Origin of the sequence: Kitasatospora sp. NPDC001547 (assembly GCF_042894165.1) — a bacterium.
Classification (GTDB): Bacteria; Actinomycetota; Actinomycetes; order Streptomycetales; family Streptomycetaceae; genus Kitasatospora.
Genome location: NZ_JBIAVL010000001.1, coordinates 397491 through 422083 on the forward strand (window position 1 = coordinate 397491; position 24593 = coordinate 422083).

18 protein-coding genes are annotated in these 24593 nt (G+C 73.6%); 7 read left to right on the forward strand and 11 right to left on the reverse strand.

The window, feature by feature from the left end; translation table 11 throughout:
• Window positions 1-110 precede the first annotated feature (110 nt).
• Together ACFY0X_RS01570 and ACFY0X_RS01575 are read left to right on the forward strand one after the other, a co-directional pair.
• The gene (locus tag ACFY0X_RS01570; RefSeq protein WP_387747595.1) at window positions 111-1412 is read left to right on the forward strand and encodes an aspartate aminotransferase family protein; all 1302 of its coding nucleotides are present in this window, start codon (window positions 111-113) and stop codon (window positions 1410-1412) included.
• Entirely contained in the window at window positions 1409-2347 is a 939-nt protein-coding gene (locus ACFY0X_RS01575; RefSeq protein WP_387747597.1) for an ornithine carbamoyltransferase, read from the forward strand. Before ACFY0X_RS01570 ends, ACFY0X_RS01575 begins: the two co-directional genes overlap by 4 nt.
• Before the next feature lie 212 nt (window positions 2348-2559).
• Here ACFY0X_RS01575 and ACFY0X_RS01580 read toward each other — a convergent pair whose 3' ends face one another.
• From ACFY0X_RS01580 to ACFY0X_RS01595, 4 genes are all read right to left on the reverse strand, one after another.
• Window positions 2560-5478 (reverse strand): AAA family ATPase, encoded by a 2919-nt coding sequence (locus tag ACFY0X_RS01580; protein WP_387747599.1) that lies wholly within the window; start codon window positions 5476-5478, stop codon window positions 2560-2562.
• Window positions 5479-5690: 212 nt separating this feature from the next.
• The gene (locus tag ACFY0X_RS01585) at window positions 5691-5969 is read right to left on the reverse strand and encodes a hypothetical protein (RefSeq protein WP_387747601.1); all 279 of its coding nucleotides are present in this window, start codon (window positions 5967-5969) and stop codon (window positions 5691-5693) included.
• A 5-nt stretch (window positions 5970-5974) separates the two neighbouring features.
• Entirely contained in the window at window positions 5975-9100 is a 3126-nt protein-coding gene (locus tag ACFY0X_RS01590; RefSeq protein WP_387747603.1) for a type 2 lanthipeptide synthetase LanM family protein, read from the reverse strand.
• A 58-nt stretch (window positions 9101-9158) separates the two neighbouring features.
• Complete coding sequence (locus ACFY0X_RS01595) at window positions 9159-9527, reverse strand: hypothetical protein (protein ID WP_387747605.1); 369 nt, start codon at window positions 9525-9527, stop codon at window positions 9159-9161.
• Between the two features lie 276 nt (window positions 9528-9803).
• On the opposite strand from ACFY0X_RS01595, the gene ACFY0X_RS01600 reads away from it, so the two are divergent.
• Genes ACFY0X_RS01600 through ACFY0X_RS01610 form a run of 3 tightly spaced genes read left to right on the forward strand, consistent with a single transcriptional unit; the run spans window position 9804 to window position 12501 of the window.
• The gene (locus tag ACFY0X_RS01600) at window positions 9804-10637 is read left to right on the forward strand and encodes a CPBP family intramembrane glutamic endopeptidase (RefSeq protein ID WP_387747607.1); all 834 of its coding nucleotides are present in this window, start codon (window positions 9804-9806) and stop codon (window positions 10635-10637) included.
• Complete coding sequence (locus tag ACFY0X_RS01605) at window positions 10634-11809, forward strand: sensor histidine kinase (protein ID WP_387747609.1); 1176 nt, start codon at window positions 10634-10636, stop codon at window positions 11807-11809. The genes ACFY0X_RS01600 and ACFY0X_RS01605 overlap by 4 nt, the downstream gene beginning before the upstream one ends.
• Window positions 11806-12501 (forward strand): response regulator, encoded by a 696-nt coding sequence (locus tag ACFY0X_RS01610; RefSeq protein ID WP_387747611.1) that lies wholly within the window; start codon window positions 11806-11808, stop codon window positions 12499-12501. Before ACFY0X_RS01605 ends, ACFY0X_RS01610 begins: the two co-directional genes overlap by 4 nt.
• 337 nt (window positions 12502-12838) lie before the next feature.
• Here ACFY0X_RS01610 and ACFY0X_RS01615 read toward each other — a convergent pair whose 3' ends face one another.
• From ACFY0X_RS01615 to ACFY0X_RS01630, 4 genes are all read right to left on the reverse strand, one after another.
• Complete coding sequence (locus tag ACFY0X_RS01615) at window positions 12839-13477, reverse strand: hypothetical protein (protein ID WP_387747613.1); 639 nt, start codon at window positions 13475-13477, stop codon at window positions 12839-12841.
• A 124-nt stretch (window positions 13478-13601) separates the two neighbouring features.
• The gene (locus tag ACFY0X_RS01620; RefSeq protein WP_387747615.1) at window positions 13602-14345 is read right to left on the reverse strand and encodes a YqjF family protein; all 744 of its coding nucleotides are present in this window, start codon (window positions 14343-14345) and stop codon (window positions 13602-13604) included.
• Between the two features lie 272 nt (window positions 14346-14617).
• Entirely contained in the window at window positions 14618-15328 is a 711-nt protein-coding gene (locus ACFY0X_RS01625; RefSeq protein WP_387747617.1) for a type 1 glutamine amidotransferase domain-containing protein, read from the reverse strand.
• A 229-nt stretch (window positions 15329-15557) separates the two neighbouring features.
• Window positions 15558-16133 carry a TetR/AcrR family transcriptional regulator gene (locus tag ACFY0X_RS01630; protein WP_387747619.1) on the reverse strand — a complete coding sequence of 192 codons (576 nt, stop codon included), beginning with the start codon at window positions 16131-16133 and terminating at the stop codon, window positions 15558-15560.
• 70 nt (window positions 16134-16203) lie between these two features.
• Between ACFY0X_RS01630 and ACFY0X_RS01635 the strand changes: the two genes are divergently transcribed.
• Both ACFY0X_RS01635 and ACFY0X_RS01640 read left to right on the forward strand, forming a co-directional pair.
• The gene (locus ACFY0X_RS01635) at window positions 16204-17412 is read left to right on the forward strand and encodes a saccharopine dehydrogenase family protein (protein WP_387747621.1); all 1209 of its coding nucleotides are present in this window, start codon (window positions 16204-16206) and stop codon (window positions 17410-17412) included.
• An 82-nt stretch (window positions 17413-17494) separates the two neighbouring features.
• Window positions 17495-18415, forward strand: a complete 921-nt coding sequence (locus ACFY0X_RS01640; protein ID WP_387747623.1) for an NAD-dependent epimerase/dehydratase family protein — start codon at window positions 17495-17497, stop codon at window positions 18413-18415.
• Between the two features lie 136 nt (window positions 18416-18551).
• On the opposite strand, the gene ACFY0X_RS01645 is transcribed toward ACFY0X_RS01640, so the two are convergent.
• The 3 genes from ACFY0X_RS01645 to ACFY0X_RS01655 all read right to left on the reverse strand — a co-directional run bounded on the left by ACFY0X_RS01645 (window position 18552) and on the right by ACFY0X_RS01655 (window position 24442).
• On the reverse strand, window positions 18552-19526 hold the full coding sequence (locus ACFY0X_RS01645) for an alpha/beta hydrolase (RefSeq protein ID WP_387747625.1): 975 nt from the start codon (window positions 19524-19526) through the stop codon (window positions 18552-18554).
• A 378-nt stretch (window positions 19527-19904) separates the two neighbouring features.
• Window positions 19905-23129, reverse strand: a complete 3225-nt coding sequence (locus tag ACFY0X_RS01650; protein WP_387747627.1) for a fibronectin type III domain-containing protein — start codon at window positions 23127-23129, stop codon at window positions 19905-19907.
• Window positions 23130-23752: 623 nt separating this feature from the next.
• A complete protein-coding gene (locus ACFY0X_RS01655) occupies window positions 23753-24442 on the reverse strand; it encodes a TetR/AcrR family transcriptional regulator (protein ID WP_387747629.1) in 690 nt (229 codons plus the stop codon).
• Between the last annotated feature and the right edge of the window lie 151 nt (window positions 24443-24593).

Sequence of the window (24593 nt, forward strand, 5' to 3'; positions counted from 1 at the left end):
GCCGACAATCCGGCAGCCCCGCTGCCCGCAGGACTGCTGGTCCTTCTCTTCTGCGCGCCCGCGCCGCGCCGGAATGCTGGCCGGACCCCGCCGCGTCGGAAAGGACACCTATGACCGTCGAACGGACCGCGCCGGCCACCCCGGCAGAGCCGCCGGCCCCCGGCGACCACGCCCTCTTCGAGACCATGGAGGCCGACGTCCGGCTCTACTGCCGGAAGTTCCCGGTGGTCTTCGAGCGGGCCAAGGGCGCGGAACTGCACGCCGAGGACGGCCGGGTCTTCCTCGACTTCTTCTGCGGCGCCGGCACCCTCAACTACGGCCACAACCCCGACCCGATCAAGCGGAAGCTGGCCGCCTACCTCGCCGCCGACGGCGTCAGCCACGGCCTGGACATGTACACCGTCGCCAAGCGGGACTTCCTGGCCCGGATGGACGAGGTGCTGCTGCGCCCCCGCGGCCTCGACCACAAGGTCCAGTTCACCGGCCCGACCGGCACCGACGCGGTGGAGGCCGCCCTCAAACTGGCCCGCAAGGCCACCGGGCGGCGCGGCCTGGTCGCCTTCACCGGCGGCTTCCACGGCATGTCGCAGGGTTCGCTGGCGGTCACCGGCAGCCGGCGGGCCCGCCGGGCCGGCGGCGCGATCGCCCAGGACGTCACCTTCGTCCCCTACGAGGACGGCCCGCACGGCGCGTTCGACTCGATCGGGTACCTGGAGCGGCTGCTCACCGACCCGTCCTCCGGCACCGACCTGCCGGCCGCCGTGATCGTCGAGCCGCTCCAGATGGAGGGCGGCGTCTACCCGGCCTCCGCGGACTGGCTGCGCCGCCTGCGGGACCTGACGGTCCGCCACGGCATCCTGCTGATCGCCGACGAGATCCAGTCCGGCTGCGGCCGCACCGGCACATTCTTCGCCTTCGAGCAGTCCGGCATCGTCCCCGACCTGATCACCCTCTCCAAGGCCATCGGCGGGTACGGGCTGCCGCTCTCCCTGGTGCTGCTGCGCCGCGACCTCGACTGCTGGGAGCCCGGCGAGCACACCGGGACCTTCCGCGGCAACCAGCTCGCCTTCGTCGCGGCCACCGCCGCCTGGGACTACTGGGAGCAGCCCGAGTTCCTCGACGCCCTCGCCGACAACGCCGAGCGGCTGCGCGAGTTCGGCGAGACCGTCCTCGCGAAGGTGCCCGGCGTCACGGCACGCGGCCGGGGCATGGTGCTCGGCCTCGACCTCGCCGGGGCGGGCGGCCCCGAGCGGGCCGAACGCGTCCAGCGGTACTGCTTCGACCACGGCCTGGTGGTCGAACTCGCCGGCCGGCACGACGAGGTGGTCAAGCTCCTCCCGCCGCTGGCGATCGACCGGGCCCCGCTGGAACGCGGCCTCGCCGTCGTCCTCGACGCGATCCTGGCCGGGTGAGCGCCGTGACCAGTCGCCGCCACCTGATCTCGATCGACGACCTCTCCGACCAGGAGCTGTACGACCTGGTCCGCCGGGGCGCCGAGTTCGCCGCCGGCCACGCCGAGGACGCCCGCCCGCTGCGCGAGCACGTGGTCGGCATCCTCTTCCGCAAGACCTCCACCCGGACCAGGACGGCCTTCTCCGCCGGGGCGCTGCGGCTCGGCGCGCGGATCATCGGCTACGGCCCCGACGACCTCCAGCAGAACACCGGTGAGAGCGTCGAGGACACCGCCCGGGTGCTGTCCGGGATGCTCGACGTGCTGGTGGCCCGGACGGCGGGCCCCGAGGCCGAGCTGCGGGCACTGGCCGACCAGCAGACCATGGCGGTCGTCAACGCGATGAGCGCCGAGGAGCACCCGACCCAGGCCCTCGCCGACCTCACCACCCTGCACCGGCACTTCGGCCGGATCGACGGGCTCCGGGTGCTCTACGCGGGGGAGGGCAACAACAGCGCCTCCGCGCTCACGCTGGCCCTGTCCCGCTACCCCGGCACCGAGCTGCACCTGCGCACGCCGCCCGGCTACGGCGTCCACCCCCGGTACGTGGAGCGGGCCGCGGCCGGGGCCGGGCGCCGAGGCGGCCTGATCGAGCAGCGGCACGACATGGCCGGCCTGCCGGAGGTCGACGTCGTCTACACCACCCGCTGGCAGACCACCGGCACCAGCAAGCCCGACCCGCACTGGCGCTCGCTGTTCGACCCCTTCCGGGTGGACGACGCGGTGATGGCCGCCACCTCCGCCCCGGTCTTCCTGCACGACCTGCCGGCCCACCGGGGCGAGGAGGTCACCGCCTCCGTGCTCGACGGACCGCTCAGCCTCGCCTTCGGGCAGGCCGAGAACAAGTACCACAGCGCGCGCGCCGTCCTGGAGTGGTGCACGGCCGGGAACGGCTGAGCGCGGTGTGGCACGGCGGCGCGGTGGCGGCGTCGGGAACGGCCGGCCCGGCGCGCCGCCCGTTCCCGGCCCGTGCGCCGCGCCGCCGTCCCCGGCCGGCCGGGGACGCACCGGTGCCCACGTCCCCCGGGGGCACCGGTGCCCACGTCCCCTCCGGGTGCTCCGGCGCACCGGCGCTCACAGCCGGCGCGGGTGCTCCGGCGCACCGGCGTTCACGGCCGGCGCGGGTCCGGGGCGAGCTCGGCCGCCAGTCGGCAGAGCCCGCCCCGGTCGGCCGCCCCGGTCTTCTGCACCAGGCTCGCCAGGTGCTTCTCCACCGTGCGCGGCGAGATCGACAGCCGCCGGGCGAGGTCCTGGTTGCCGGGCCGGTCCACCAGCAGCGCCAGCACCTCGTACTCGCGCGGGGTGACGCCCCGCTCGCGCAGCGCGGCCGGGATGCGGTCCCGGCCGGTGCGGCGCTGCCCGACGCTCGCCCCCGACTGCCGGAGCAGGGCCCGGCAGGCGCCCGCGACGGACGGCACGTCCAGCTCGTGGAAGTACTCCTCCGCGGTGCGCAGCCAGCTCACCGGATCGCCCCAGCCGTCGGCCAGCGCGGCCTCGGCGACCAGCCGCAGGCCCAGCCGGTGGGCGGTCGGGAAGAGGTCGGGGTCCCGCCGCAGCCGCTCGACCTCGGCGGCGGCCTCCGCCCCCCGGCCCCGCCGGCCGAGCAGGACCGCCCGGGCCAGTGCCAGGAACGGGCGGTTCCAGGCCAGTTCCGCGCCCGGGGCGCCGGCGACCGCCTCGTACGCGGCCCAGTCCGCCCGGCCGGCCAGTACGGCGAGCAGCGGGGCCAGCCCGTACTGGCCGGACAGGTAGAAGACGCTCGGGTGCAGCGCCTCCCACTCGGCGGTGGCGGTCAGCTCGGCCTCCGCGCCGGCCCGGTCCTCCTCCAGCAGTGCGCAGACCGCCCGGCAGAGCCCGAGCACCACCGGGGTGAGCAGCGAGCCGTCGCCCCCGGCCTGCCGGAACAGCCGCAGTTCGCGCTCCATGTCCCGGCGGCGGCCGCGGTGGGCGGCCAGCGTCGCCGAGGTCAGCCGCAGGTAGCGGTGGGTGGCCAGGTTGCCCATCCGCAGACTGGTGTCCAGCCAGCGGTCCACGATGGCCTCGGCGGCGGCCGGGTCGCCGCACAGGACGGCGTTCATCGCGAGCAGGCTCTCGGTGTGCTGGGTGCGCACCAGCGAGCCCAGTTCCCGGGCGGCCTCCCCGGCCTGCTCCAGCCGGCGGGCGTCGCCGGTGCGCAGGAAGGCGTTGGCGCCCAGCCGGAGCAGGGCCTCGAAGCGCCAGTTGGGCAGGCCGTGCGTCTCGGCGACCGCCAGCATCCGCTCCAGGCACTGGTCGGCCGCGTCGAAGCCGCGCTCGCGCGCGAGCAGGGCGAGCAGTTGCAGGGCCTGGCAGGCCAGTACCGGCGGGCCGGTCCGCTCCGCCTCCTCGGCGGTCTCCCGGGCGATCCGCTCGGCGTCGTCCACCCGGTCCCGCCGGCCGGGCAGCAGCGCCAGGTGCCCCTCGACCACCGCCAGCGCGGCGGTCTGCTCGGGCCGGCCCCCGTCGCGCAGCAGCGCCCGGGCCGCCGCGACCTGGGTGACGGTGTCGGAGCCCCGCTCGGCCACCACGGCCGCCCAGGCCAGCCGGGTGCGCAGCGCGACCTCCCGTTCGGGGCTCAACGCCGCCGCGCTGGCCGTCGGCAGGGTGTCGGCCAGGGCGAGCGCGCGGTCCAGCTGGCCGGCCTCGACCAGCGCGTAGGCCAGCGACTCGGTGGCCGCCGTCCGGTCGGCCGGCGCCGCCAGTTCCACGGCCCGCTCCAGCAGCCGCACCGCCGAGGCGGACGCGCCCTCGGCCAGCGCCTGCCGGCCGGCCTCCGCGTAGAGCAGGGCCGCGCCGTGGTGGTCGCCGGCCGCGACGAGCAGCCGGGCCACCAGCCGGCCGTGGTCGGCCGCGTACGGCGGCCCGGCCTTGCGCAGCGCGGCGGCGGCCCGGCGGGCGAGCGCGGCCCGCTCGGCCGGGGCGACGCTCTCCAGCACCGCCTGCGCGGTGATGGCGTGCCGGAAGCCGTACCCCTCGGGCGCACCCGGGTCCGGCACGATGAAGTCCGCCTCGGCCGCGGCGCGCAGCCGGGCGAACAGGCCCGGATCGTCGTCCCCGGTGACGAGTTGCAGGCTGTCGACCGAGAACCGGGGGCCGAGGGTGGCCGCCGCCAGCAGCAGGTCGCGGACCGGCGGGGCCAGCCGGCCCAGTCGCAGGCCGCAGCCGTGCACCACGCTGGCCGGCACGGTCGCGGCCAGGTCGCCGGTCACCCGCCAGCCGTCGCCGTCCCGGCGCAGCGCGCCCGAGCCGACCAGCTCGGCCAGCAACTCCTCCACCAGGTACGGGTTCCCGCCGCTGCGCTCGGCCAGCCGGCCGGTCACCGCGGACGGCACCCGGCCCACCGGCACGCCCAGGCAGCCCGCCGCCAGCGCCCCGACGTCGGCGGTGGTCAGCGGCGGCAGCGCGGCGACGGACGCCACCCGGCGCCGCTCCGCGCCGCGCACCAGGTCCAACGCGTTGCCCGGCTCCGGCCGCAGCGTGGCGACCAGCAGCGCCGGCACCCGGTCGAGGTGGTCCACCAGGTACTCCACCGCGGCGAGCGTCTCCGCGTCCGCGTCGTGCAGGTCCTCCAGGGCCAGCACGCAGCCGGACCGGCGGCCGATCACGCCCAGCAGCCGCAGCAGCGCCTCGGCGAGCTCCACCACGCTCTCGGCGTAGCCCGGCCCCGCCGCCGGCCGCCACTCCGGCACCAGCCGGCCCAGGGCCGGCCGGTACGGCAGCAGTTCGGCGTCCTCCGGGGGGCCCTCGGCGTGGAAGCACGAGTACAGCGCCTCCGCCAGCGGGCGGAAGGGCGTGTCCGCCCCGGTCGCGCTGCTGCGCCCGCGCAGTGCCGGCAGTCCGGCCGCCACGGCCCGCCCGGCGCAGTCGTCGACCAGCCGGGACTTGCCGATGCCGGCCTCGCCGACCAGGAACACCGCGCGCCCGCCGTCGCTCTGAAGGCGTGTCAGGGTTCGTCGCAGCAGTGACGTTTCGGCCGTGCGGCCGACGGTCACCGGTGATGAGGTCCGCATGGCCGCAGGCTATTGGTCACCGGACGGCTCCGGTAGAGCGGAATCGGGCATTCACCGCCCGGCTGACCGGCATGTTCATGCCTAAACGTGCCGGTCAGGCGGGCGGTGGCGGGTCGTCCGGGCGCCGGCGGCCGCGCGCCGCGGGGGTCACGCCGACCGCGTGCGCACCCGGGGGCGGCGGCGCGCACACGGGCCCGGACGGGCGGGGCCGGCTACTCCTCGTGGTAGCTCATCGTCGTCCACGGGTCGGTTTCGGCCATCCGGGCCGTCCCGCCGCCCAGCAGCACGGAGCGGCGGGCGAGCCGGCCGCCCGGGTGCAGCCTGATCGCGCCGGCCGGGTGGTCGGCGGCCACGCCCTCGTGCCCGTCGGCCCGCTTCCACCGGCGGACGGCCTCCGGCGCGGGCGTTCCGGCGGACTGCCCGACGGCCGGTCTGCCCGCGGCGGGGGTGGTTCCGGCGAGTGCTCTGGCCAGGGGGACGGATCGGTTCAAGGACTTCACCCTTCTCTCTCGTGGATCACGGCGTCCGGGGCGGACGCCGTTCGGTGCCGCGACGTCCCGGGGGACGACCGCGGGTGGGTCACGGCGTCCTCGTGGAACGGCCGCGTCGAACCCGGCGCCAGGAGCAGCGCCGAAGCCGTACGGTGGGCGAAACCGAGCCGCAGCAGCCCGTGGCCGACTCCGGACAGCCCGAACAGCAGACCCGGGACGGCGAGGCCACCGGGGGTGCCGCAGACCGGCCCGGTGCGGGCCAGCGCGTCCAGCAGGGCGGCCGAACGGCGCGCCAGCCCCTGCCGGGCGGCGGCGCCCGGGGCCCGGCCGAGCAGCTCCAGCACGCCGGTCTCGCCGTGGCAGAGGCTGTGGTCGGGCCGCGACCCGGCCGTCACCGCCGCGTCGACGGCGGCCCCGGCCCAGGCGGCCAGCTCCGGGTCGCCCGCCGACGCCCCGCTGTCGATCACCGCGAGTGCGATGCCGGGCGCGCCCTCGCAGCAGGACCCGCCGGGTGCCCGCCCGGCCACGGACGAGCGCAGCGCGGCCAGCCCCGCGTGCCGGTACGCGGCGCCGCCGCCCGCCTGCGCGTACGCCAGCAGGGCCCAGCCGAGGCCGGCCGTTCCGGTGGCGAAGCCCGGGGCCGGGCGGTCGGGCCGGTCGCGCGGCCCGTCCGGGCCGTGCGCGTCGTGCACCCGGTACAGGTCGAGTCGACCGAGCAGGCGCTCGGCGCAGCGCCGGGCACCGGCCAGGGCCTCGGCGTCCCCGGTCTCCCGCCCCACCGCGAGCAGGGCCGCCAGCCCGCCGGCCGTACCGTCGGCCAGCCCGGACGGCTCCTCCGCCTCCGCGGCGGCCGCGGTGAGCCGGACGGCGGGCCCGACCCAGCCGAGCACCTCCCGGTCATCCAGCAGGCCGCCGACCTGCGCCAGCGCCCAGGTGAGGCCGCCCAGGCCGGCCCAGGCACCCGAACCGACCAGCGCCAGGTCCTCGGGCCGGGCGGCGAGCCGCTCCAGCAGGGCCGGCACCGGCCGCAGAGCCAGACGGGCCACCTCCGCGTAGCGGTCCGCGCCGGTGAGCGCGGCGAGTTGGGCGAGGAACAGCGCCGGCCCGGGGTAGCCGCCGCCGAGGTCGGCGCCGGCCGGGGCGAGCCGCCAGTAGCGGTCGGCGATCAGGTCGAGCCCGAGCCAGTTGGCCCGGTCCGCGGACCGGTGCGCCCCGTCGACCAGCCGGTCGCCGATCTCCCGGGCGGCGGCGAGCAGCCGGGCGGGGTCCGGAGCGGCGGGCAGCCGGGCCGGGTCCGGAGCGGCGGGCGGGTCGGCGGGCGTCCCCGGCCCGGTGTGGCCGTGCGCCGGGCCGGTCGAGCGGGCCGCCATGGCCGCGCGGACGATCCACTCCTGCTCGGCCGGACCGGTCGCCCCCAGGGCGGTGAGCCGCTCCGCGACCCGGTCGAGGCCGGGGCGGTCCAGGGCGCCGGCGACCGGTCGGCCCCGGCCGCCGCGCAGTTCGGTCCCGCCCGGGCGGGTGGTGAACAGCGGCACGTCACCGGCCCACAGTTCGGCGACCTCCTCGTCGATCACCGCCGCCGGGCCGGGCCGGGCGGACTCGCCGGTGCCGAGGGTCCGGAACAGCGCCTCGCGGTGCCCGGCCTCGCGCAGCACGTCGGGGTGGGTCGACTCGTCGAGCAGCGTCGCGTACTCCTCGGTGGCCCGCAGGACGACCCGGACCTCGTCCTCGGCGAAGGCGCTCAGCAGGCCGCGCGGGCCGGTGAGGTCCGCGAGTCCGGCCACGAGGGCCCGGCGGCCCGCTCGGAACCCGGCCAGCAGCTCGTCCAGGTGGTCGGCCGGATCGGAGTCGGTGCCGTCGAGCCGCGGCCGGTTCTCGGCGCCGGCGAACGCGGCCGCACCGCGGACCAGCCGCATCCCGTCGGTGCCCGCCGCCGCCCAGCGCACGGCCGCGCTCGGGGAGCCGGCGCCGGCGTCACCGCCGAGCCCGGAGGCGTCCAGGGCACGCTCGTCGCCGAGGACCAGCCGGGGCAGCAGGCCGGTGCGGTGCACCGAGGCCTGGAGTGCGAGCGCCGCCGGGTCCTCGTGCCACGGATCGTCGTCCGGCCGGTCCGGGTCGGCGGGCGCGGGCGGGTGGAAGAGGGTCTCCAGGTCGACCGGTACGGGGTGCTCGCCGCAGGCGATCAGGTTCCCGGCGTGCAGGTCGGTGGCGTCCAGGGCGTGCAGCAGGGCGAGCCAGGCGCCCTGCCGGAGGTAGAACCGCTGGACCTCGGCCGGTTCGGTGCACGGCCGCCGCTCCACGAACTCCAGCCAGCCGTAGCCCGGTCGCTCCAGCAGGGCGGGGGTCCGCAGACCGGGGGTGCCGGGCCGGGTGTTGAACCAGTGGACCACGTCGGCGAGATGACGGTGGACGGCGGTCGGCCGCGGCCGGTACACCAGCCGCCCGCCACCGGCGAAGCGCAGCACCGCGACGGACCGCCCGCCCTGGTGCCCGTCGCCCGCGTCGCGCCGGACGGCTACCAGGGGGCCGGGGTCGACGCCGTGGAACAGGGCCGCGGTCACCTCGCGCCGGTCGGCGGCGAACCGGGTCAGCAGTTCCGCGAAGGCGTCGGCGGCGGCCAGGCAGGTCCGGGCCAGGACCCGTGCCAGCACCGGGTACTCGCCGAACAACGCGCGGAGCGCGGCCGGTGCGGCCATCCGCCGGACGAAGTCCCGGAAGCGGTCGGCGGGGGAGTCTCCCGCCAACACCCCTTCCTCCCTGGCCACGTTGAGCTCCAGGACCAGCGTCCGGGCGGCCTGCCGGGCCAGCGTGCCGGTGAGCCCGTCGACGAACCGTGCCCGTACGGCGGGCAGGTCGACCGCCCCGGCGGGCAGCGCGGTCGGCAGTCCGGCCCCGGCCAGCCGGGCCAGCGGCGCCACCACGGGCCGGAACCCGCTGACGCCGGGCAGGTCGCCGGCGGGTAACCCGTGGTCGGTCGCGTCGGTCGTCGGCGCCCCGGCCACCGCCCGCTCGACGAACACGGCCCAGTCGGGCCGGCCCGCCGGGGCCCGGTCCGCTGCCCGGACCGCGGGCAGCCACCAACCACCGGATCCGGAACCGGCGTTGACGGTCGTGGGGTCCCTGGCAATCACAGTGCAGAGGGTGGCATCGTGTGGATGATTGCACAAGGGTGTGATCTCCACGTAGTGATCACGTGGCTACCGTGCGGACCGTCCTCGCCCGGCCCCCGTCGTCAGGCCCCCGCCGCCCGCGCGGCTCCCGGGGAAGGTACAGGGACGCCTTCTCCAGGACGTGCGAGGTGAACACCCCGCCCCACGCGAAGCCGCCCCGGTACCTCGGGACCCGGGCGGCCCCCGGAGCCGCCGCCTCCATACGGCGACGCGCAGCGGCTTCTTCGCAGCCTCGCCCGTGGGCCGTGGGCAGGGCGTCGACGACCAGGCGGGCCCGGTGGTGGTCGGCCATCGCGTAGCCGACCACCTCGCGAGTGGCCAGGTCCAGCCGGCACGCCAGGTAGTACCAGCCCTCGCCGGTGGGCAGGCAGGTGATGCCGTTCTTCAAGACCTCGATGGTCCTGTCCTGTTCGAGGTTCTGCCGTCGCAGACGCCGGAGGTCCTCGCGTTCGGCACTGGTCAGCTCGCCGGCACCGCCCTCACCACGGTCGGCCCGGTCCTGCCTGTGAACTCCTCCGCGTGAGGTCCCCCGTGAGAGCTACGTGCGAGTGCCCTCTGCGGGGTGACGATCCCTGCCCACCGGTTCCGTAGCGTTCGGTCAGCCGCGGTGCTCCGCCCGCGGATCGGGCGTGAAGCCGGAAGCGGAACCGAAGAGAGAGTCATCATGAAACTGGTGTGGCAGATCCTGGCCGTGGTCCTGGTCGGTGCGGTCGGCGGTCAGAGTGTCACCGCGGCCGCGGGCAACCCGTGGCTGTCACTGCTCCTGGGCGGCCTGACGGTTGCGCTCTCGGTGGTCGTCTACCGGTGGGTCGTGGGGCGCACCGAGCGGCGCCCGGTCACGGAACTGGCCTGGGAAGGCGCGCGCGGGTCGCTCCTGCGGGGCTTGGTCATCGGAGTCGCGATGTTCGGATGCGTCATCGCGAACATCACCTTCCTCGGCGACTACACGGTCCACGGATTCGGCTCGCCCACCGGGGCGATCGGGCTGGTCGGTTTCATGGCCGGCGCCGCCGTCACGGAGGAACTCATGTTCCGCGGCCTGCTCTTTCGACTCGTGGAGCGCGGTCTCGGAACGTACCCCGCACTGGCCCTTTCCAGTGTGATATTCGGCGCGGCCCACCTGCTCAACAAGGACGCCACCCTGCTGGGCGCCGTCGCCATCTCGCTCGAGGCCGGCGGCATGCTGGCCGCCGCGTACGCCGCCACCCGCTCCCTGTGGCTGCCGATCGGCCTGCACTTCGGCTGGAACTACGCAGAATCCGGCATCTTCGGCACCGAGGTCTCCGGCAACGGCGACGTCCACGGGCTGCTGAACGCCTCGACCTCGGGCAGCGAGCTGCTCACCGGCGGCGAGTTCGGCCCGGAAGCCAGCGTGTACGCGATGCTGTTCGGCACACTGCTCACCGTCGCCTTCCTGTGGCTCGCCCGCCGCCGCGGCCACATCGTCCCTCGGCAGCGTGTCGAGCGGGTCAAGGCCCTCGCTACACTCGCCCGGTGATCAGCCTTCAGGGTGCCGGGCGGGTCTGGCGCCGACTCGACGTCACCGTGCGCGACCTTCCCCTCGGACTGCTCTTCATGGCCGCGCCGTTCCTGCCGGGGCTGCGCGGTCACGGAACGCAGCTCGGGGACCTGCCCACCCACCCCCTCGACGCGCCGGCCGCCGTGGCCCTCGTGTTCGAAGGCCTCGCCCTCGTGGTGCGCCGACGGTGGCCGATCGTCTCTCTCGCCCTGGTGGCCTGCGGCTTCGCCCTCGACCAGCTGCGCGGCTACCACTCGGTCGCCGGCGCCGCCCTGCCCCTCGTGCTGATCAGTGCGGGATCCCACCTCGAACGGCACCGGCGCGCCGTCCTGGCCCTCCTCTCGCTGGCGTACGTGCCCCTGGCGGTCGCGCTCACCCGGCTCGGTTCGGGCGGCGAGACGCCGACGGGGTTCGTGACCTTCTACCTGGCCCTCGCGGTGGCCTGGGGGGCCGGAGCGTGGCTCCGCTCCATGCGGGCGGAGGAAGCCGAACGCCGCGAAAGCGTGGCCGCCGAGGTCCGCGCCGCCGAACGCGCGCGCATCGCCCGCGAGTTGCACGACGTGGTGACCCACCACGTGACCGCGATGGTCGTCCAGGCCGAAGCCGCTCGCTACCTGACCGCCGCACCCGAGCGGTTGGAGCGATCCCTGACCGCCGTCAGCGACACCGGCCGCCGCGCCCTCACCGACCTGCGCCACTTGCTGGACCTGCTCAACCCGGACCACGGCATCACGACGACGGAGAGCGCTCACCCCAGGACACCGGTCGTCGGCAGGATCGGCACCCTCGTCGAGCAGACCCGCCGGGCCGGACAGCCCGTGGACTTCACCGAGCAGGGCACACCAGCGGCCTCGACCGGCAGCGCCGACCTCGTCGCCTACCGCGTGGTACAGGAGGCACTGACCAACGCCCTCAAGCATGCCCGCGGCAGCCGCACGTCCGTGCGGGTGCAGCACGGAGAGAGGGAGATCACCGTATCGGTCAGCACGGACGGAACCGGCTCGCACGCCGCCGACGCCACCGGCGGTGGACGGGGCCTCGCGGGCCTGCGCGAACGCGTCGACATCCTGGACGGTGAATTCAGCGCCGACCGCGGTTCGGACGGCGCCTTCACCGTCCGGGCGCGCATCCCCGCCGGAGGGACTTCGTGAGCACACCGATCCGGGTCCTGGTCTGCGACGACCAGATCCTGGTCCGCACCGGCCTGGTCACCATCATCGACGCCCAGCCCGACATGGAGGTGGCCGGCGAGTGCGGGGACGGACGGAGCGGGGTCGACCTCGCCCGCGAGCTACGTCCCGACGTCGTCGTGATGGACATCCGCATGCCGGTCCTCGACGGCCTCGAAGCCACCCGACTGCTGGCCGGCATCGACATCTCCAACCCCGCCAAAGTCCTCGTCGTGACCACGTTCAACCTGGACGAATACGTCTACGAGGCGCTGCGCGCCGGTGCAAGCGGCTTCCTCCTCAAGGATGCCCCGCCGGACCGGCTGCTCCACGGCATCCGGACCGTGGCCACCGGCGCGGCCCTCCTCGACCCGGACGTGACACGCCGGCTCGTCGGGCACTACGCCGCCAGTACCCGCCCCGCCAAGAGCAGTTCCCACGACGTCCCGCTCACACCTCGCGAACTGGAAGTCCTGCGCCTCATCGCCGAGGGCCTCTCGAACAACGAGATCGCCGCAACCCTCGTCATCAGCCACGAGACCGTCAAGACCTTCGTCTCCCGCATCCTCGCCAAACTCCAGCTCCGCGACCGCGTCCAGGCCGTCGTGTACGCCTACCGCCACGGCCTGGTCGCTGACGGAGCCTTCGTCCCACCCGGCCGGCCACGGCGCTGACCCGGCACGGGCACGGGCCGCAGGAGCGCCGGTTCACCGTGCTCCCGGTCCAGGCCGTCACGGAGGACGACCTGGCCCGGGCCGGTACCCGATCGTCGAGCGGAATGGGCGATGGCGGCTGATCGTCCACTTCTGCTCCAGCAGGCGGTGGGCGTCCGCGAAGCGGTCGCGGGTGCGCTCGACGAGCCTCTGGCCGTCCCGTGCCCCGCACAAACCGCCGCGGGGCACCGCGGCCACCGGCCCGCTCGTCGGAGGACTTGCGCTCCTCCGTGCGGCGCCCGCCCCCGGAGTCGGGCTCCATGGACGCGGTGGTATCCGCCGCCCTGCCGCCGAACAGTCACCGTCCGCCGCTGGGCGGTCGGCGAGGGACGCCGTCCTGCTCCACGGTGGTGGTGATCCGGACCTGACACGGCGTGCGAGGGGTGGAACCGAACCCGAAGCGGACGGGTGGTTCGACCGGGCGCAGTGAACCGAGGTCCCGTCCCCGGTGTACGGCGGTGGCGGCGGTGATCGGCCACAGATCGCGGGCGGCGTACCACTCGCGGCGCCCCTGGCCGGCGCTGCCGCGTGTCCGTACCCCCGGCAGCAGGCTGCTCGGAACGTCGGTCAGGGCCGCCCACGCAGGCCGGCAGGAGAGCGGCGCGGGCACGGCGCGCAGCAACCAGCCCAGCGGGCCGCGTCGGCCCAACGTGAACCGCAGGGTCAGCGGTCCCGCCGTCACCGACCACCCCGTGCCCGTACGAGCCACCGCGACCGGCACGACGTCAACCTGGTCGAAGCTGTAGGTGCCCGCGACGAACTCGCCGATCTGTCCGGTGGGGACCAGCAGAAGCCGGAACCCGTCCGCTTGCTCGACCATGACATCGCTGAACGCCCCGAACGGGGACGCCGTCCAGTGCCCTACGACGATCCGGGTACCGGATTCGGTCCCGACACCCGCGATCCAACCGTCGAACCGCAGCCGCACCCGTTCCACGTTCCCACCACCGCTCCGTCATCCACACTGCGCACCACCTCCTCGAAGCCGCGCACGTGCAGGACCGGCCAGGCTCCGCCGACCAGGTCGAAGAGGCCCTGGAAGCGGGCGACGGCCCTCGGGTTCACGATTGCGCCTCCTCCGTACGGGGAGTCGCCGTGTCCGTGCCGTGGCGGCCTCGCCCGGGCGCGTGGCCGAGATGCGTGGGACGGGTCAGACCCAGGCGTACCGGTTCGACTCCGTCCGAGAAGTGCACCAGCGGCTCGCCGCCGGGAGCGGGCAGCCCTGCCGCGCGGGTGAGGCTCTCCTCGAGCACGTCGACCGCTGCCTCGCGCAGCGGCCAGGGCCCGTGTTCGACGGGCGTGCGCCAGAGCCTCCCCAGCCTGCTGGTGTAGGCCCGCCAGAGGGAGGTCAGCCACACGTCGAGTCCGACGGGTTCGATCGCCCTGCCGGGTCGCACCCGCAGTCGGTACGCGGCGCCCGCTCCACGGCGGTGGCCGGTGTAGGTGAGCGCGCCGCCCGCTCGGGACAGGTCGAGCCGTGCGCGGTGGTAAGGAGCGCCCACCGCCCGAGCGCCGAGCATGACGGCACGGTTGACCTCGATGGACAGGAACCACAGCCCCCGGGAGCCGTCCGGCCCCAGCACGTAGGTCCGCAGGTTCGTCTCCAAGCAGGTGAACCCGGCACCGGGCAGTCCCGCCGGCCGAACCCGAGCCATCACGAACGGCGTCAGGCTCACCCAGGCCATCCCGTCGTAGGTGTCCACGGTCAACCCGCTCGGCAACAGGGCCATGACGTGCTCGGGCTCGAACGCCCAGTGCACGAACGTCTGGGTGAGCCACCCGGCGCGCAACGCGGCGAGCTTCACGGGTTGCTCCGGCATCAACGAGACCACGCCGAGCGCCTGTCCGTCCGGCCCTGGTGCCAAACACCCGGATCCCCCGTCGTGGAGTTCACCGAGGCCGGCCAGGTGGTGCGCAGCCCGTCCTCCAGCAAGATCCGCAGCGTCAACGCCGCCTTCAACGTCTCCTTCGCCCTGAAGACCGAGGCGAGCATCCTGTCGATCACCGCACCGGGCGGCGTCGGCACCGCCCTGCCCCCGCCCAGTGGCCTTCTGTCACGGACGGAGTGCGTCTCGACTCAGCCGCGCTCCTTCGACGCGTTGCCCTCGATGGCCTGGACGACCTTCTTCGCCGTGGCCTTGGCCGAGCTCGGGTTCTGGCCGGTGACGAGGTTGCCGTCGGTGACGACGTAGGGGACGAACGGCAGTGCCGCCTTCCGGTAGAGCGCGCCGCGTTGCTTGGCCTTCTCCTCGGCGTTGTAGGGGACCAGTTTGTCGACCCGGGCGAGGACCTCCTCGGTCCAGGCGAATCCCGTCATCTTGCGGCCGGCGATGAGGTAGGAGCCGTCGGAGAGCCGGGTGTTGAGCAGGCCGCAGTAGCCGTGGCAGACCGAGGAGACGATGCCGCCGCGCTCGTGGATCTCGCGGGTGATGCGCTGCAGGCCCTCGCTGTCGGGGAAGTCGTACATCACCGCGTGTCCGCCGGTGAAGTAGATCGCGTCGTACTCGGCCGGGTCGATCTGGTCCGGGCTGGCCGTGTTGTGGAGCAGCGCCATCTTCCCGGGATCGGCGCGCCAGGCTTTGGCTGTCCTGTCGTAGTTCGGGAACTTCAGCGCACGGGGTTCGAGGGGCACCGCGCCGCCGGCCGGGCTGACGAGTGTCTGCTCGTAGCCGTGTTCCTGGAAGACGTGCCAGGCGTGCGTGAGCTCGGAGAGCCACAGGCCCGTGGTGTGGGACGGGTCGTCGTAGTGACCGACGTTGGTGACGACGTTGAGGACGCGCTTGGTCATGGCTGATCTTCCTTCATGCGGACCGGGACAGCGAGGTGGCGCTCCGACGCCACGGGGTGGTCGGTCAGCGGGCGCCCAGGGCGCGCAGCGTCCCGAATGCCCGGGTCAGGATCCGCGCCCACTGTTCGTGCCCGAGTCCGCGGAGTGGGGTGAAGCCCTGGAGGTCGCACGGGACGTGAGCACCGTCAACAATGGAGGGCGTAGAGCATGTGCGGGGTGGCGGTGCGGGTCAGGCGCCCACCGATGTGAGGGCGAGGAAGGTGCCGCGTACCCGGTCGGCGACCTCCTCGCCCGACGCGGCCTGCAGCTTGCCGTCGAGGTACAGGCAGGCCAGCCCGTGGGCGAGCCCCCAGCCGGCCGTGGCCAGGGCCGAGGCGTCCGCATCGGGGAAGACGCGATCGAGTGCGTCGGCCAGGAGCTCGTGCAGGGCGTCGGCGGCCTTGACCCGCTCGTCGTCGGCGTCGTCGCACGGCTTGCCGAACATCACGCGGAACAGGGCCGGGCGCCGCAGCGCGAAGGCGACGTAGGCGACGGCGAACTCGGCCAGGTCCGGGAGCGAGGCGGGCAGGTCGCGCCCGCCGCCCAGGTCGCCCAGCAGGTCCCGGAAGCCCTCCACGGCCAGTGCGGACTCCAGGGCGTCGCGGTCCTTGAAGTGGCGGTACGGCGCGGTCGGCGACACGCCGGCCCGGCGTGCGACGGCACGCAGCGAGAAGGGCTCGCCGCCCTCCAGCATCTCCATCGCGGTCGACAGCAGCGCCGCCCGCAGGTCGCCGTGGTGGTAGCCGCTCTTCTCTGATGTTGACATTGCTTACTTTGCCCTCCTATGCTGTGTGAGCACTGTAAACATAGCGTACGTCCGAAGGAGCCGAGACCCGATGTCCCCACGCACGAACCCGCGCCGCTTCGACGTCGTGCTCCTCGGCGCCACCGGCTTCACCGGCGCGCTGACCGCCGAGTACCTGGCTGCCCATCTCCCTCCCGGAGCGAGGCTCGCCCTGGCCGGACGCAACCAGGCCAAGCTGGAGGCCGTTCGCGATCGTCTCGTCCGGATCGACCAGCGGCCGGAGGACATCGCGCTGTTCCACGCCGACTCCTCGGACCGGCAGTCCCTGGCCCGCGTCGCCGAGTCCGCGCGGGTCGTGATCACCACGGTCGGCCCCTACCTGGAGCACGGCGAAGCGCTGGTCGCGGCCTGTGCCGCGGCCGGCACGGACTACGTCGACCTCGCCGGCGAGCCCGAGTTCGTCGACCGGATGTACGTCGAGCACCATGCGACGGCCGAGCGGACCGGTGCTCGCATCGTTCACGCCTGCGGCTTCGACTCGGTCCCGCACGACCTCGGTGCGCTCTTCACCGTCCAGCAGCTGCCGGCCGGGGTACCGGTGACCCTTCGGGGAGTGGTCCGCACGAACGCCACCATCTCCGGCGGCACGCTGCACTCCGGTCTCGGCCAGCTGTCGCGACCGCGCGCGATGCTGCGGGCCGCGGCCGGACGCCGCCGCCTCGAGCCTCGACCGCGCGGCCGACAGGTCCGCACCCGCATCGGCCGCCCCCGTCGCGACCGCACGCTCGGGACCTGGCTGATCCCGCTGCCCACGATCGACGCCGACGTCGTACGGCGCTCCGCGCTCGCCCGCCCGGACTACGGGCCCGACTTCGCCTACTCCCACTACGCCGGGGCCCGACGCGTCGCCACCGTCGCCGGCGCGGTTGCCGGCTTCGCCGCAGCCCTGGCAGCCGTGCAGGTCCCGCCCCTGCGCCGCGCCATCGGCCGACGCATCCCCCGAGGAGAGGGGCCGTCGGTGCAGCGGCGCGACCGCACCTGGTTCACCGTCGACATCATCGGCGAGGGCGGCGGTCGGACCGTGCACACCCGGGTCAGCGGCGGGGACCCCGGCTACACCGAGACGGCCAAGATGCTGGCCGAGTCGGCGTTGTGCCTCGCCTTCGACGACAACCCGCCCACCGCCGGCCAGGTCACCACCGCCACCGCGATGGGAGAGAACCTGCTGCGCCGGCTCGGCGACGCCGGCATGTCCTTCACCGTGGTCACCTCGCAGACGGCGACCCGTACCGGACGTTGAGCAGGGTGGCACCAGCGCGCCGATCGTTCGCAGTCGGGCCGTCGTCGCCACCCGCACCATCCACCTCAAGGAGACCGCACCCATGCAGACCGTCCTTGGCGCCGGCGGACCCATCGCCGACGAGCTCGTGAACGAGCTCCACCGCAACCACACCAAGGACATCCGCCTCGTCAGCCGCAAGCCGGTGAGGGTGAACGACACCGACGAGCTCGTGGCCGCAGACCTCACCGACGCCGACGCCACCAGCCGTGCCGTCGCGGGCAGCGACATCGCCTACCTCACCGTCGGTCTGCCCCTGGACTCGGAGCTGTGGGAGCGACAGTTCCCCGTCATCATGCGCAACGTCATCGACGCCTGCGCCGAACACGGCACGAGGCTCGTCTTCTTCGACAACACCTACATGTATCCCGGAACAGCGACGCCCCAGACCGAGTCGACAGCATTCGCACCGGGCGGACGCAAAGGACGGGTCCGCGCACAGATCGCCACCATGCTGCTCGAGGCCATGCGGGCCGGACAGGTCGAAGCCCTGATCGGCCGAGCGCCCGAGTTCTACGGTCCCGGCCGGACGAAGAGCTACACGAACTCGCTCGTGTTCGACCGGATCAAGGCGGGCAAGCGACCGTTCGTCCCGGTCGATGCCCATGCCAAGCGTTCCCTGATCTGGACCCCCGACGCGAGCCGCGCTCTCGCCCTGCTCGGCAACACGCCGGATGCCTACGGCCAGACGTGGCACCTGCCCATCGACCCGGACCGCCAGTCCTACGCTCAGCTCGTCGGGATCGCCGGCGAGGTCACCGGCCGCAAGATCGGCTACACGGTGCTGCCGATGCTCGCCTTCCGCCTCGGGCGCCGCTTCGTCAAGCCGCTCGATGAGATGTTCGAGCTGCTCGCCCGCTACCGCGACGACAACGTCTTCGACAGCGCGAAGTTCGCGGCCCGCTTTCCCGACTTCCCGGTCACGACCTATCGGGACGGCGCAGAGCGGATCCTCGCTGACTGACCCGTCAACAGGAGGTGCTCCATGGGTGGGGCTCGTGCGCGCGGGCGTGCAGCCGGGCCTGCACCGCGCGGACGCGGTCGGCGCAGCGCTGGGCGGCAGGCCCTGTCGAGTCAGCCGCCCATGTTCCCGGCTGCGGTCACTCCTGGTGGAGAGCCTCTCGCAGCGCGTCGACGGACAGCTTCCGTGCGACGTTGGTGGCCGGGGTGTCCCGCAGGCTGTCCAACAGCATGAAGTCGTGGACGGTCCCGCTGACGCGGACGGCCGTCACCTCGACGCCGGCCTCACGGAGCTTGTTGGCGTAGAGCTCGCCGCCGTCCCGGAGGACGTCGGCCTCTGCCGTGATGACGAGGGCGGGCGGCAGCCCGTTGAGGTCCTCGAGGGTCGCCCGCAGCGGCGAGGCGTACTTCTCCTCGCGCTTGGTCTCGTCGGTCGTGTACGCGTCCCAGAACCACTTCATACCGTCGCGGGTGAGGTAGTAGTGCTCCGCGAACTGGTGGTAGGACTGTGTGTCGAAGTCCGGCCCGGTCACGGGGTAGAGCAGGATCTGCGCCTTGAGCGCGAGCCCGCCGCGGTCCTTGTTCATCTGGGCGAAGACTGCGGACATGCATCCGCCGACCGACTCGCCGGCGACTGCGACGCGGGAGGTGTCGAGGCCGTGGTCGGCGCCGTTCTCCTGCAGCCACTGGCCGACGGCGTAGTTCTGCTCGACCTGGCTGGGGTACCCCTTCTCGGGCGCCCGGTCGTAGACCGGGAAGACGCCGGCGGCACCGGCCCCGACGGTGAGCTCGCGGAAGAGGCGGTCGTGGGTCTTGTCGTCGCCGAAGACCCACCCGGCGCCGTGGATGTAGAAGACCACGGGCAGCGGGTCCGTGGCGCCCTTGGGCTTGATGATGCGGGTGCGGACGGTGCCCCACTCGCCGGCGTCGACGTCGACCCACTCCTCGTCGACGTCCGGGCGCTCGACGCCCTCGCCGCTCTGCAGGTCGCTGAGGATCTTGCGCCCCTCCTCGGGCGGAAGCTCGTAGATCCGCGGGTGCGGGTCGGTGTCGTCGGCGAGCTTCTTGGCCTCGGGCTCCAGGTACGGAGTGGTCGGGGCTGGAAGGTCGGTCATCGCTGGTCCTCTCCTCGACGCCGGTGGCCTGCCTCATCGACGCTACGCACGGTCCGCATCCAGGCCGAGTGCCGCGAACGACTCCCTTCGAGGTGATCGCGACACCCGATCCGAGGTGCGGAGAAGCGGGCGAGTCGAGAACGGGAGGCCCCGAAGTGCGGCGGCCCGGCAGGGGGGCCGCTCGTGAATGGACATGGCGGGCCTTCGGCGGACGGCTCGTCCTCCCTACAGGGTCCGGCTCGTCGGCGTTGATCGCATTCGCATTCGATGATGCTGGTGGGAGTGGTGTGCCGCATGCGCACTGAGCGGGGACTGGCAGGGCACGGAGCCCGGCCCCCTCGGCGAGGGGGCCGGGCCGGGTCGTGCGGTGCGTCAGGGCTACGCGCAGGTCACCTTGCCCGCGGGGTCGGCGGTGCAGGAGAGCGTCAAGGTGCCGTTGTTCGGGTCGCTCGCGACCGGGCTGGCCGACACGCGGGTCATGGTCAGCGGGTAGCTGGTGCCCGGGGTCAGCGCGCCGACGCTGAAGGAGATCAGCGGGGTGGTCCGGTGATGACCGGAGGCGAGGGCCCCGGTGTCACAGGTCAGCACCCGGTTCACCGCGTCGATCGTGCAGGCGGACGGGGAGGTCGGGTTGCCGAAGGCCTCCGGGTAGCTGAGCTGGTAGCGGACGCCGGTGGCGTCGCTGCGGCCCCCGTTCACCACCGTCGGGTGCACCTGGATGGTGCCGCCGACGGTGGCCTGCGAGGTCCGCAGGTCGAGGATCGGGTTGGTGGCCGGCGCGGGGTGCGACAGCGGAGAGGCGGGGCCCTGGCCGCGCGCGTTCACCGCGGTGACCTGCACCTGGGCGCCGTCCGCCTCGATCTGCGCGATCCGGTCGGCCGGGACGGCCAGCGAGGTCGCCGTGCCGGGCACGGTGCCGAGCACCGTCTCGGCGCCGGCCGGGTTGCCCGGGTCGTTCACCACGGTCACGACGTACTCCAGGATCGGGCTGCCGCCGTCGCCGGCCGCGGTCCAGCTGACGGTCGTGCCGTCCGCGCTGACCACCGGCTGCTTGGGCGCGGCCGGGAGGCTGGCGCCGTGGTGGACCGCCGCCTGGAGGGTGGTGGGCGCGCAGCCGGCGGAGCCGGCCGTGGTGGCGGTGATCACGTCGACGTAGTTGTACGTGGGGCGCGGGTGCGGCGGGCTGTAGAGGCCGGTCTGGTCGACGCTGCCGAGCGAGCCGGGCGCCATGGACCAGGTGACCGCCTGGGTGCTGTCGCAGCCCGCCGGCCAGGTCACGTGGTACTGGTGGGTGGCCGTCAGCGCGGTGCCGGAGGCCGGTGCCTGGTCGTCCGCCGGCGCGAGCTCGCCCTTCGCCGCCGCTCCGTCCGACGGCGCCGAGGCGGCCGCCGCCGACCCGCCGGACAGGGACGGTCCGGGGAACGGCCCGGGCGCCTGGTACACGTCGAAGGTCTTGTTGAACACGACGCCGCCGAAGGCGAACTTCGTCAGTTTGACGTCCAGGAGGAAGAAGGCGGACACCTTCAACGGCGCCTTCACCGTCAGCCATGGATTGGCCGAGGTGTCCGCGGTCACCTCGATGGCGGGCGTGATCTCCACCTCCGGGCCGGCCACCCCGTAGATCAGGACCTTGAACGACACCGGGAAGGCGAAGCTGACCTTGGCGGCCGCGTTCAGCGTGTAGTCGAACTTGGTGACCGCGTCCTTGGTCAGGTCCTCCGTCTGGCTGTTCCCGCTGTAGTCGCGGAAGACCCGGCCGCCCATGGTCCGCTCGTAGGAGGCCGAGAAGGAGAACCTGATCGAGCCGTCGATCGAGGTCTGGGTGTAGACCGTGAGCGAGGGGCAGAACGCGATCCCGTACACGAACAGGCAGCTCTGCGGCGTGATGGTGACCAGGGGCTCGCGCTGCGTCTCGTGCTTGTAGGCGATGCCGAACTCACCGTTGATCGACGCCTTCGCGGTGGCCGTCGCGGAGAAGTCGTAGGTGAAGGTCGGCAGGGTGTACCAGGAGCCGTTGGGGTCCTGCTTGAAGTCGACGGCGGCCGCCCAGTTGGTGCTCAGGCTCAGGGCCGCGGTCAGCTTGGCGGTGACCGTGGCGCCGCCCAGCTTCTCCTTCATCTTCGGGTCGTCGTTGATCTTCTCGGCCAGGTCGAGGGTGAAGGTCTTCTCCGCGCCCGGGCCGGAGCCCTGAGGTGCCATCGCGGCCTGGAACTTCGGGTTGAGCGACTTGACCCGGTAGCCCCCGGACCCGGAGGTGAGCCGGCTGCCGGTGGCGCTGAAGTCGAGGTTCTGGAAGGCCTGTTGCAGCGCGGCCTGGCTGGTGGTGAGGGTCACCACGCCGCCCTCGGTGCTGATCTTGTCCACGATGCGCAGCAGGCCGGTGCGGATCAGCGGGTTGGCGCTCTCGCCGACCACGATGATGTTCCTGACCTTCAGACCGGTCACCTGCGCGGGCGGGTTGGTGAACACCACGGTGCTGCCGGTGAGCTTGGTGACGGACGCCACCGATTCCCTGGACAGGAACACCGTGCCGGCCTTCAGCGTCGGTGCGGGCGCGGCCTTGGCCGGGGCGCTGGTGGCGCCGCGGTTGCCGTCCTGCTGGAGGGCGGTGACGGTGACCGCGTACTCGACGCCCGGGGCGAGCGAGAGCAGCGTGGCCTCCTTGGCGGTGCCCGCCACGGTGGCCGAGACGGTCGGCTGTCCGGCCGCGGTCGCGTCGACGGTGTAGCCGGTGACGGTGTTGCCGCCGTCGTCCTGCGGCGAGTCCCAGGTCACCTTGAGCGCGCTCGGGTCGGGCTGGCTGCCGTCCGGGCCGACCGGCGGCGGTCCGGCGGACACGTCCTGCGGGGCACTGGCCGCGTAGGCGGGCTTGGTGAGGACGGTGCCGTTGGAGTCGGCGCCGGTGGTCTGGCTGTCCGAGACGGCGGTCGGCCCGGTCCCGGCGGCGTTGGTCGCGCTGACCGTGACGAAGTAGTACCGGTTGCTGACCAGCCCGGTGACGGTGGTGCTCAGCACGTCACCGGCCACGGTGGTGGTCACGCCGGCGCCCGGGCCGTTCGGGGTCGCGGTGACGGTGTAGGCGGTCACCGGCGAGCCGTTGGGGTGGGCCGGGTTCCAGCTGACGATCACCCCGGTCTCGCGTCCCAGGAGGCCGGCCAGGGTGGGGGCGAGCGGGGCCTTGGGCGTCTGCGGGCCGCCGATGAAGGCGGGGGACGTGCCGGAGACGACACCGCCCGCGGTGGTCTCGGTGGCCGTGAACGCGTAGTTGACGTCGTTGGCCAGTCCGCTGACCTCGACCACCGGCGGGTTGGCCGGGTCCGGGCGCTGTGCCCGGCCGGTGGCGACCGGCGCGCCGGTCGCGTTGCCGGCATCGTCCAGCGCGTAGGCGGCCACGTCGACGGCGGCCACGGCCTCCTGGGCGGTGTCACCCGGGGTGACGGTCACCCGCACCGTGCCGGAGGCGAACGGCTGCACCGAGTCGATCAGCGGCGCCTGCACCGTCTGCGTGGCCCGGGCCGAGTCGCCGGCCGGTCCGGCCGAGGGTGCCGCGGCCGCGCCGACCGTTCCCGCGCCCAGGCCGAGCACGACCGCGACGGCGAGCACCGCGCGTCCGCGTAAGCTCCCGGCCCGCCGTTTCCGGGCATGTCCATGCCACATGTTTCCCCACCTTTCTGCCCACGCACGCAAGGTCCATGGGCGGGGGCCCCGATTGGGCCCAGCGGATCGTATCGCTCCGGATAGCGGCAGCGGCAGAACGATGTCCAAAGCTGCTTCAAGGCAATGGACTTGGCGTCTACCGCCGATCCGGTGGAAGGCGTAGGGGAGGCCGTCGAATCGACGCGCGGGTGACCGGGGAGGACTCATGTGACGGGAGGGGTAGGCCCGTGTGTCGCAGCTCACCGCCCGTGCCGCGACGACCAGCGGCCGGCGCACGGCCGGCGGCACAGATGTCGGGATCGCCTGCGCGAACGGCATCCTCATCGCGGCGGCGTTCTCGGGGCTGTCCCTGATCTCGGCAGGGTGGCCTGGTCGAGCCTGCCCTCGCGACGGTAGGTCGGCAGTGTGCGCTTGATGTCGGACAGCGGGATCGCGCCGTACATGGCGTACGCGTGGGCTCGGGACGTACACGGCGATGGCATGGCGGGGCCGGAACGGACGCATCCCGCTCCGCCGGGGGCGTCGTTGACCGGAGCTCGCCCCCGTCCGGCGCCGGATCAGTCCACCGGTCAGTCCGTTCGAGCAGCCGCGTTCTTCGCCGCGTACGTCTCCAGGTAGGCGCTCACCAACCGCTTCGCCTCCGCCATCACGGCCTCGTCCCCGTTCGGGTCCCGCTTGAAGGCGATGTCGAAGAGGTGCCCGCCGGCTTCGAACGCCAGCCTCATCACGAGCGGCGACGCATCGGCGCGCAGTAGTCCGCGACCGATTCCGAGCCGCCACACGCGCTCGGAGACCTGGTCGTCGAACTCCTGGATGAGGGCGGTCAGTGCCTCATTGCGACCGGCGAACCAGAGCTCGACACAGCTCGGATGCATCCGGAAGTACTCGACGATCTCATCGAGCACGAGGATCAGGACATCCGAGATCGACTGGAAGTCTTCACCGTCGATGCGGTCGAGCCTGACGATCAGTGCGTCGGCGTGACGCTTGATGATGGCCGTGTCCACCTGATAGCGGTCGGCGAAGTAGTGGTACACGGAAGCCGTCGGGATGCCGGTCCGTTCACCGATCGCCTTGAGAGTGGCGGCTTCGTAGCCGCCCTCGACCAGGATCTCCTCCGCGGCGTCCAGGATCGCCTTGACCCGGGCCGCACCACGGCGCTGCAGCACGGCCTCCGGGCGGGCGGGCGCCTGGCGAATCTCCGAACCGGAGTCCGTCGACGAGGCGCGGGTCGATCCGCCGTCGCTCCGTCTAGCCATGCCACGTCCCGAACGGAAGAGCCAAGTCGATCACGGATGGGGATTTTAGCAGCGGACGGCCGGACCTCGACCGCACTCCTTGACATCGCATCCGAGAAGAAATAAAACTCGATACGAGTTCGAGTATCAATCCGAAGCCCGCACCGCCGCC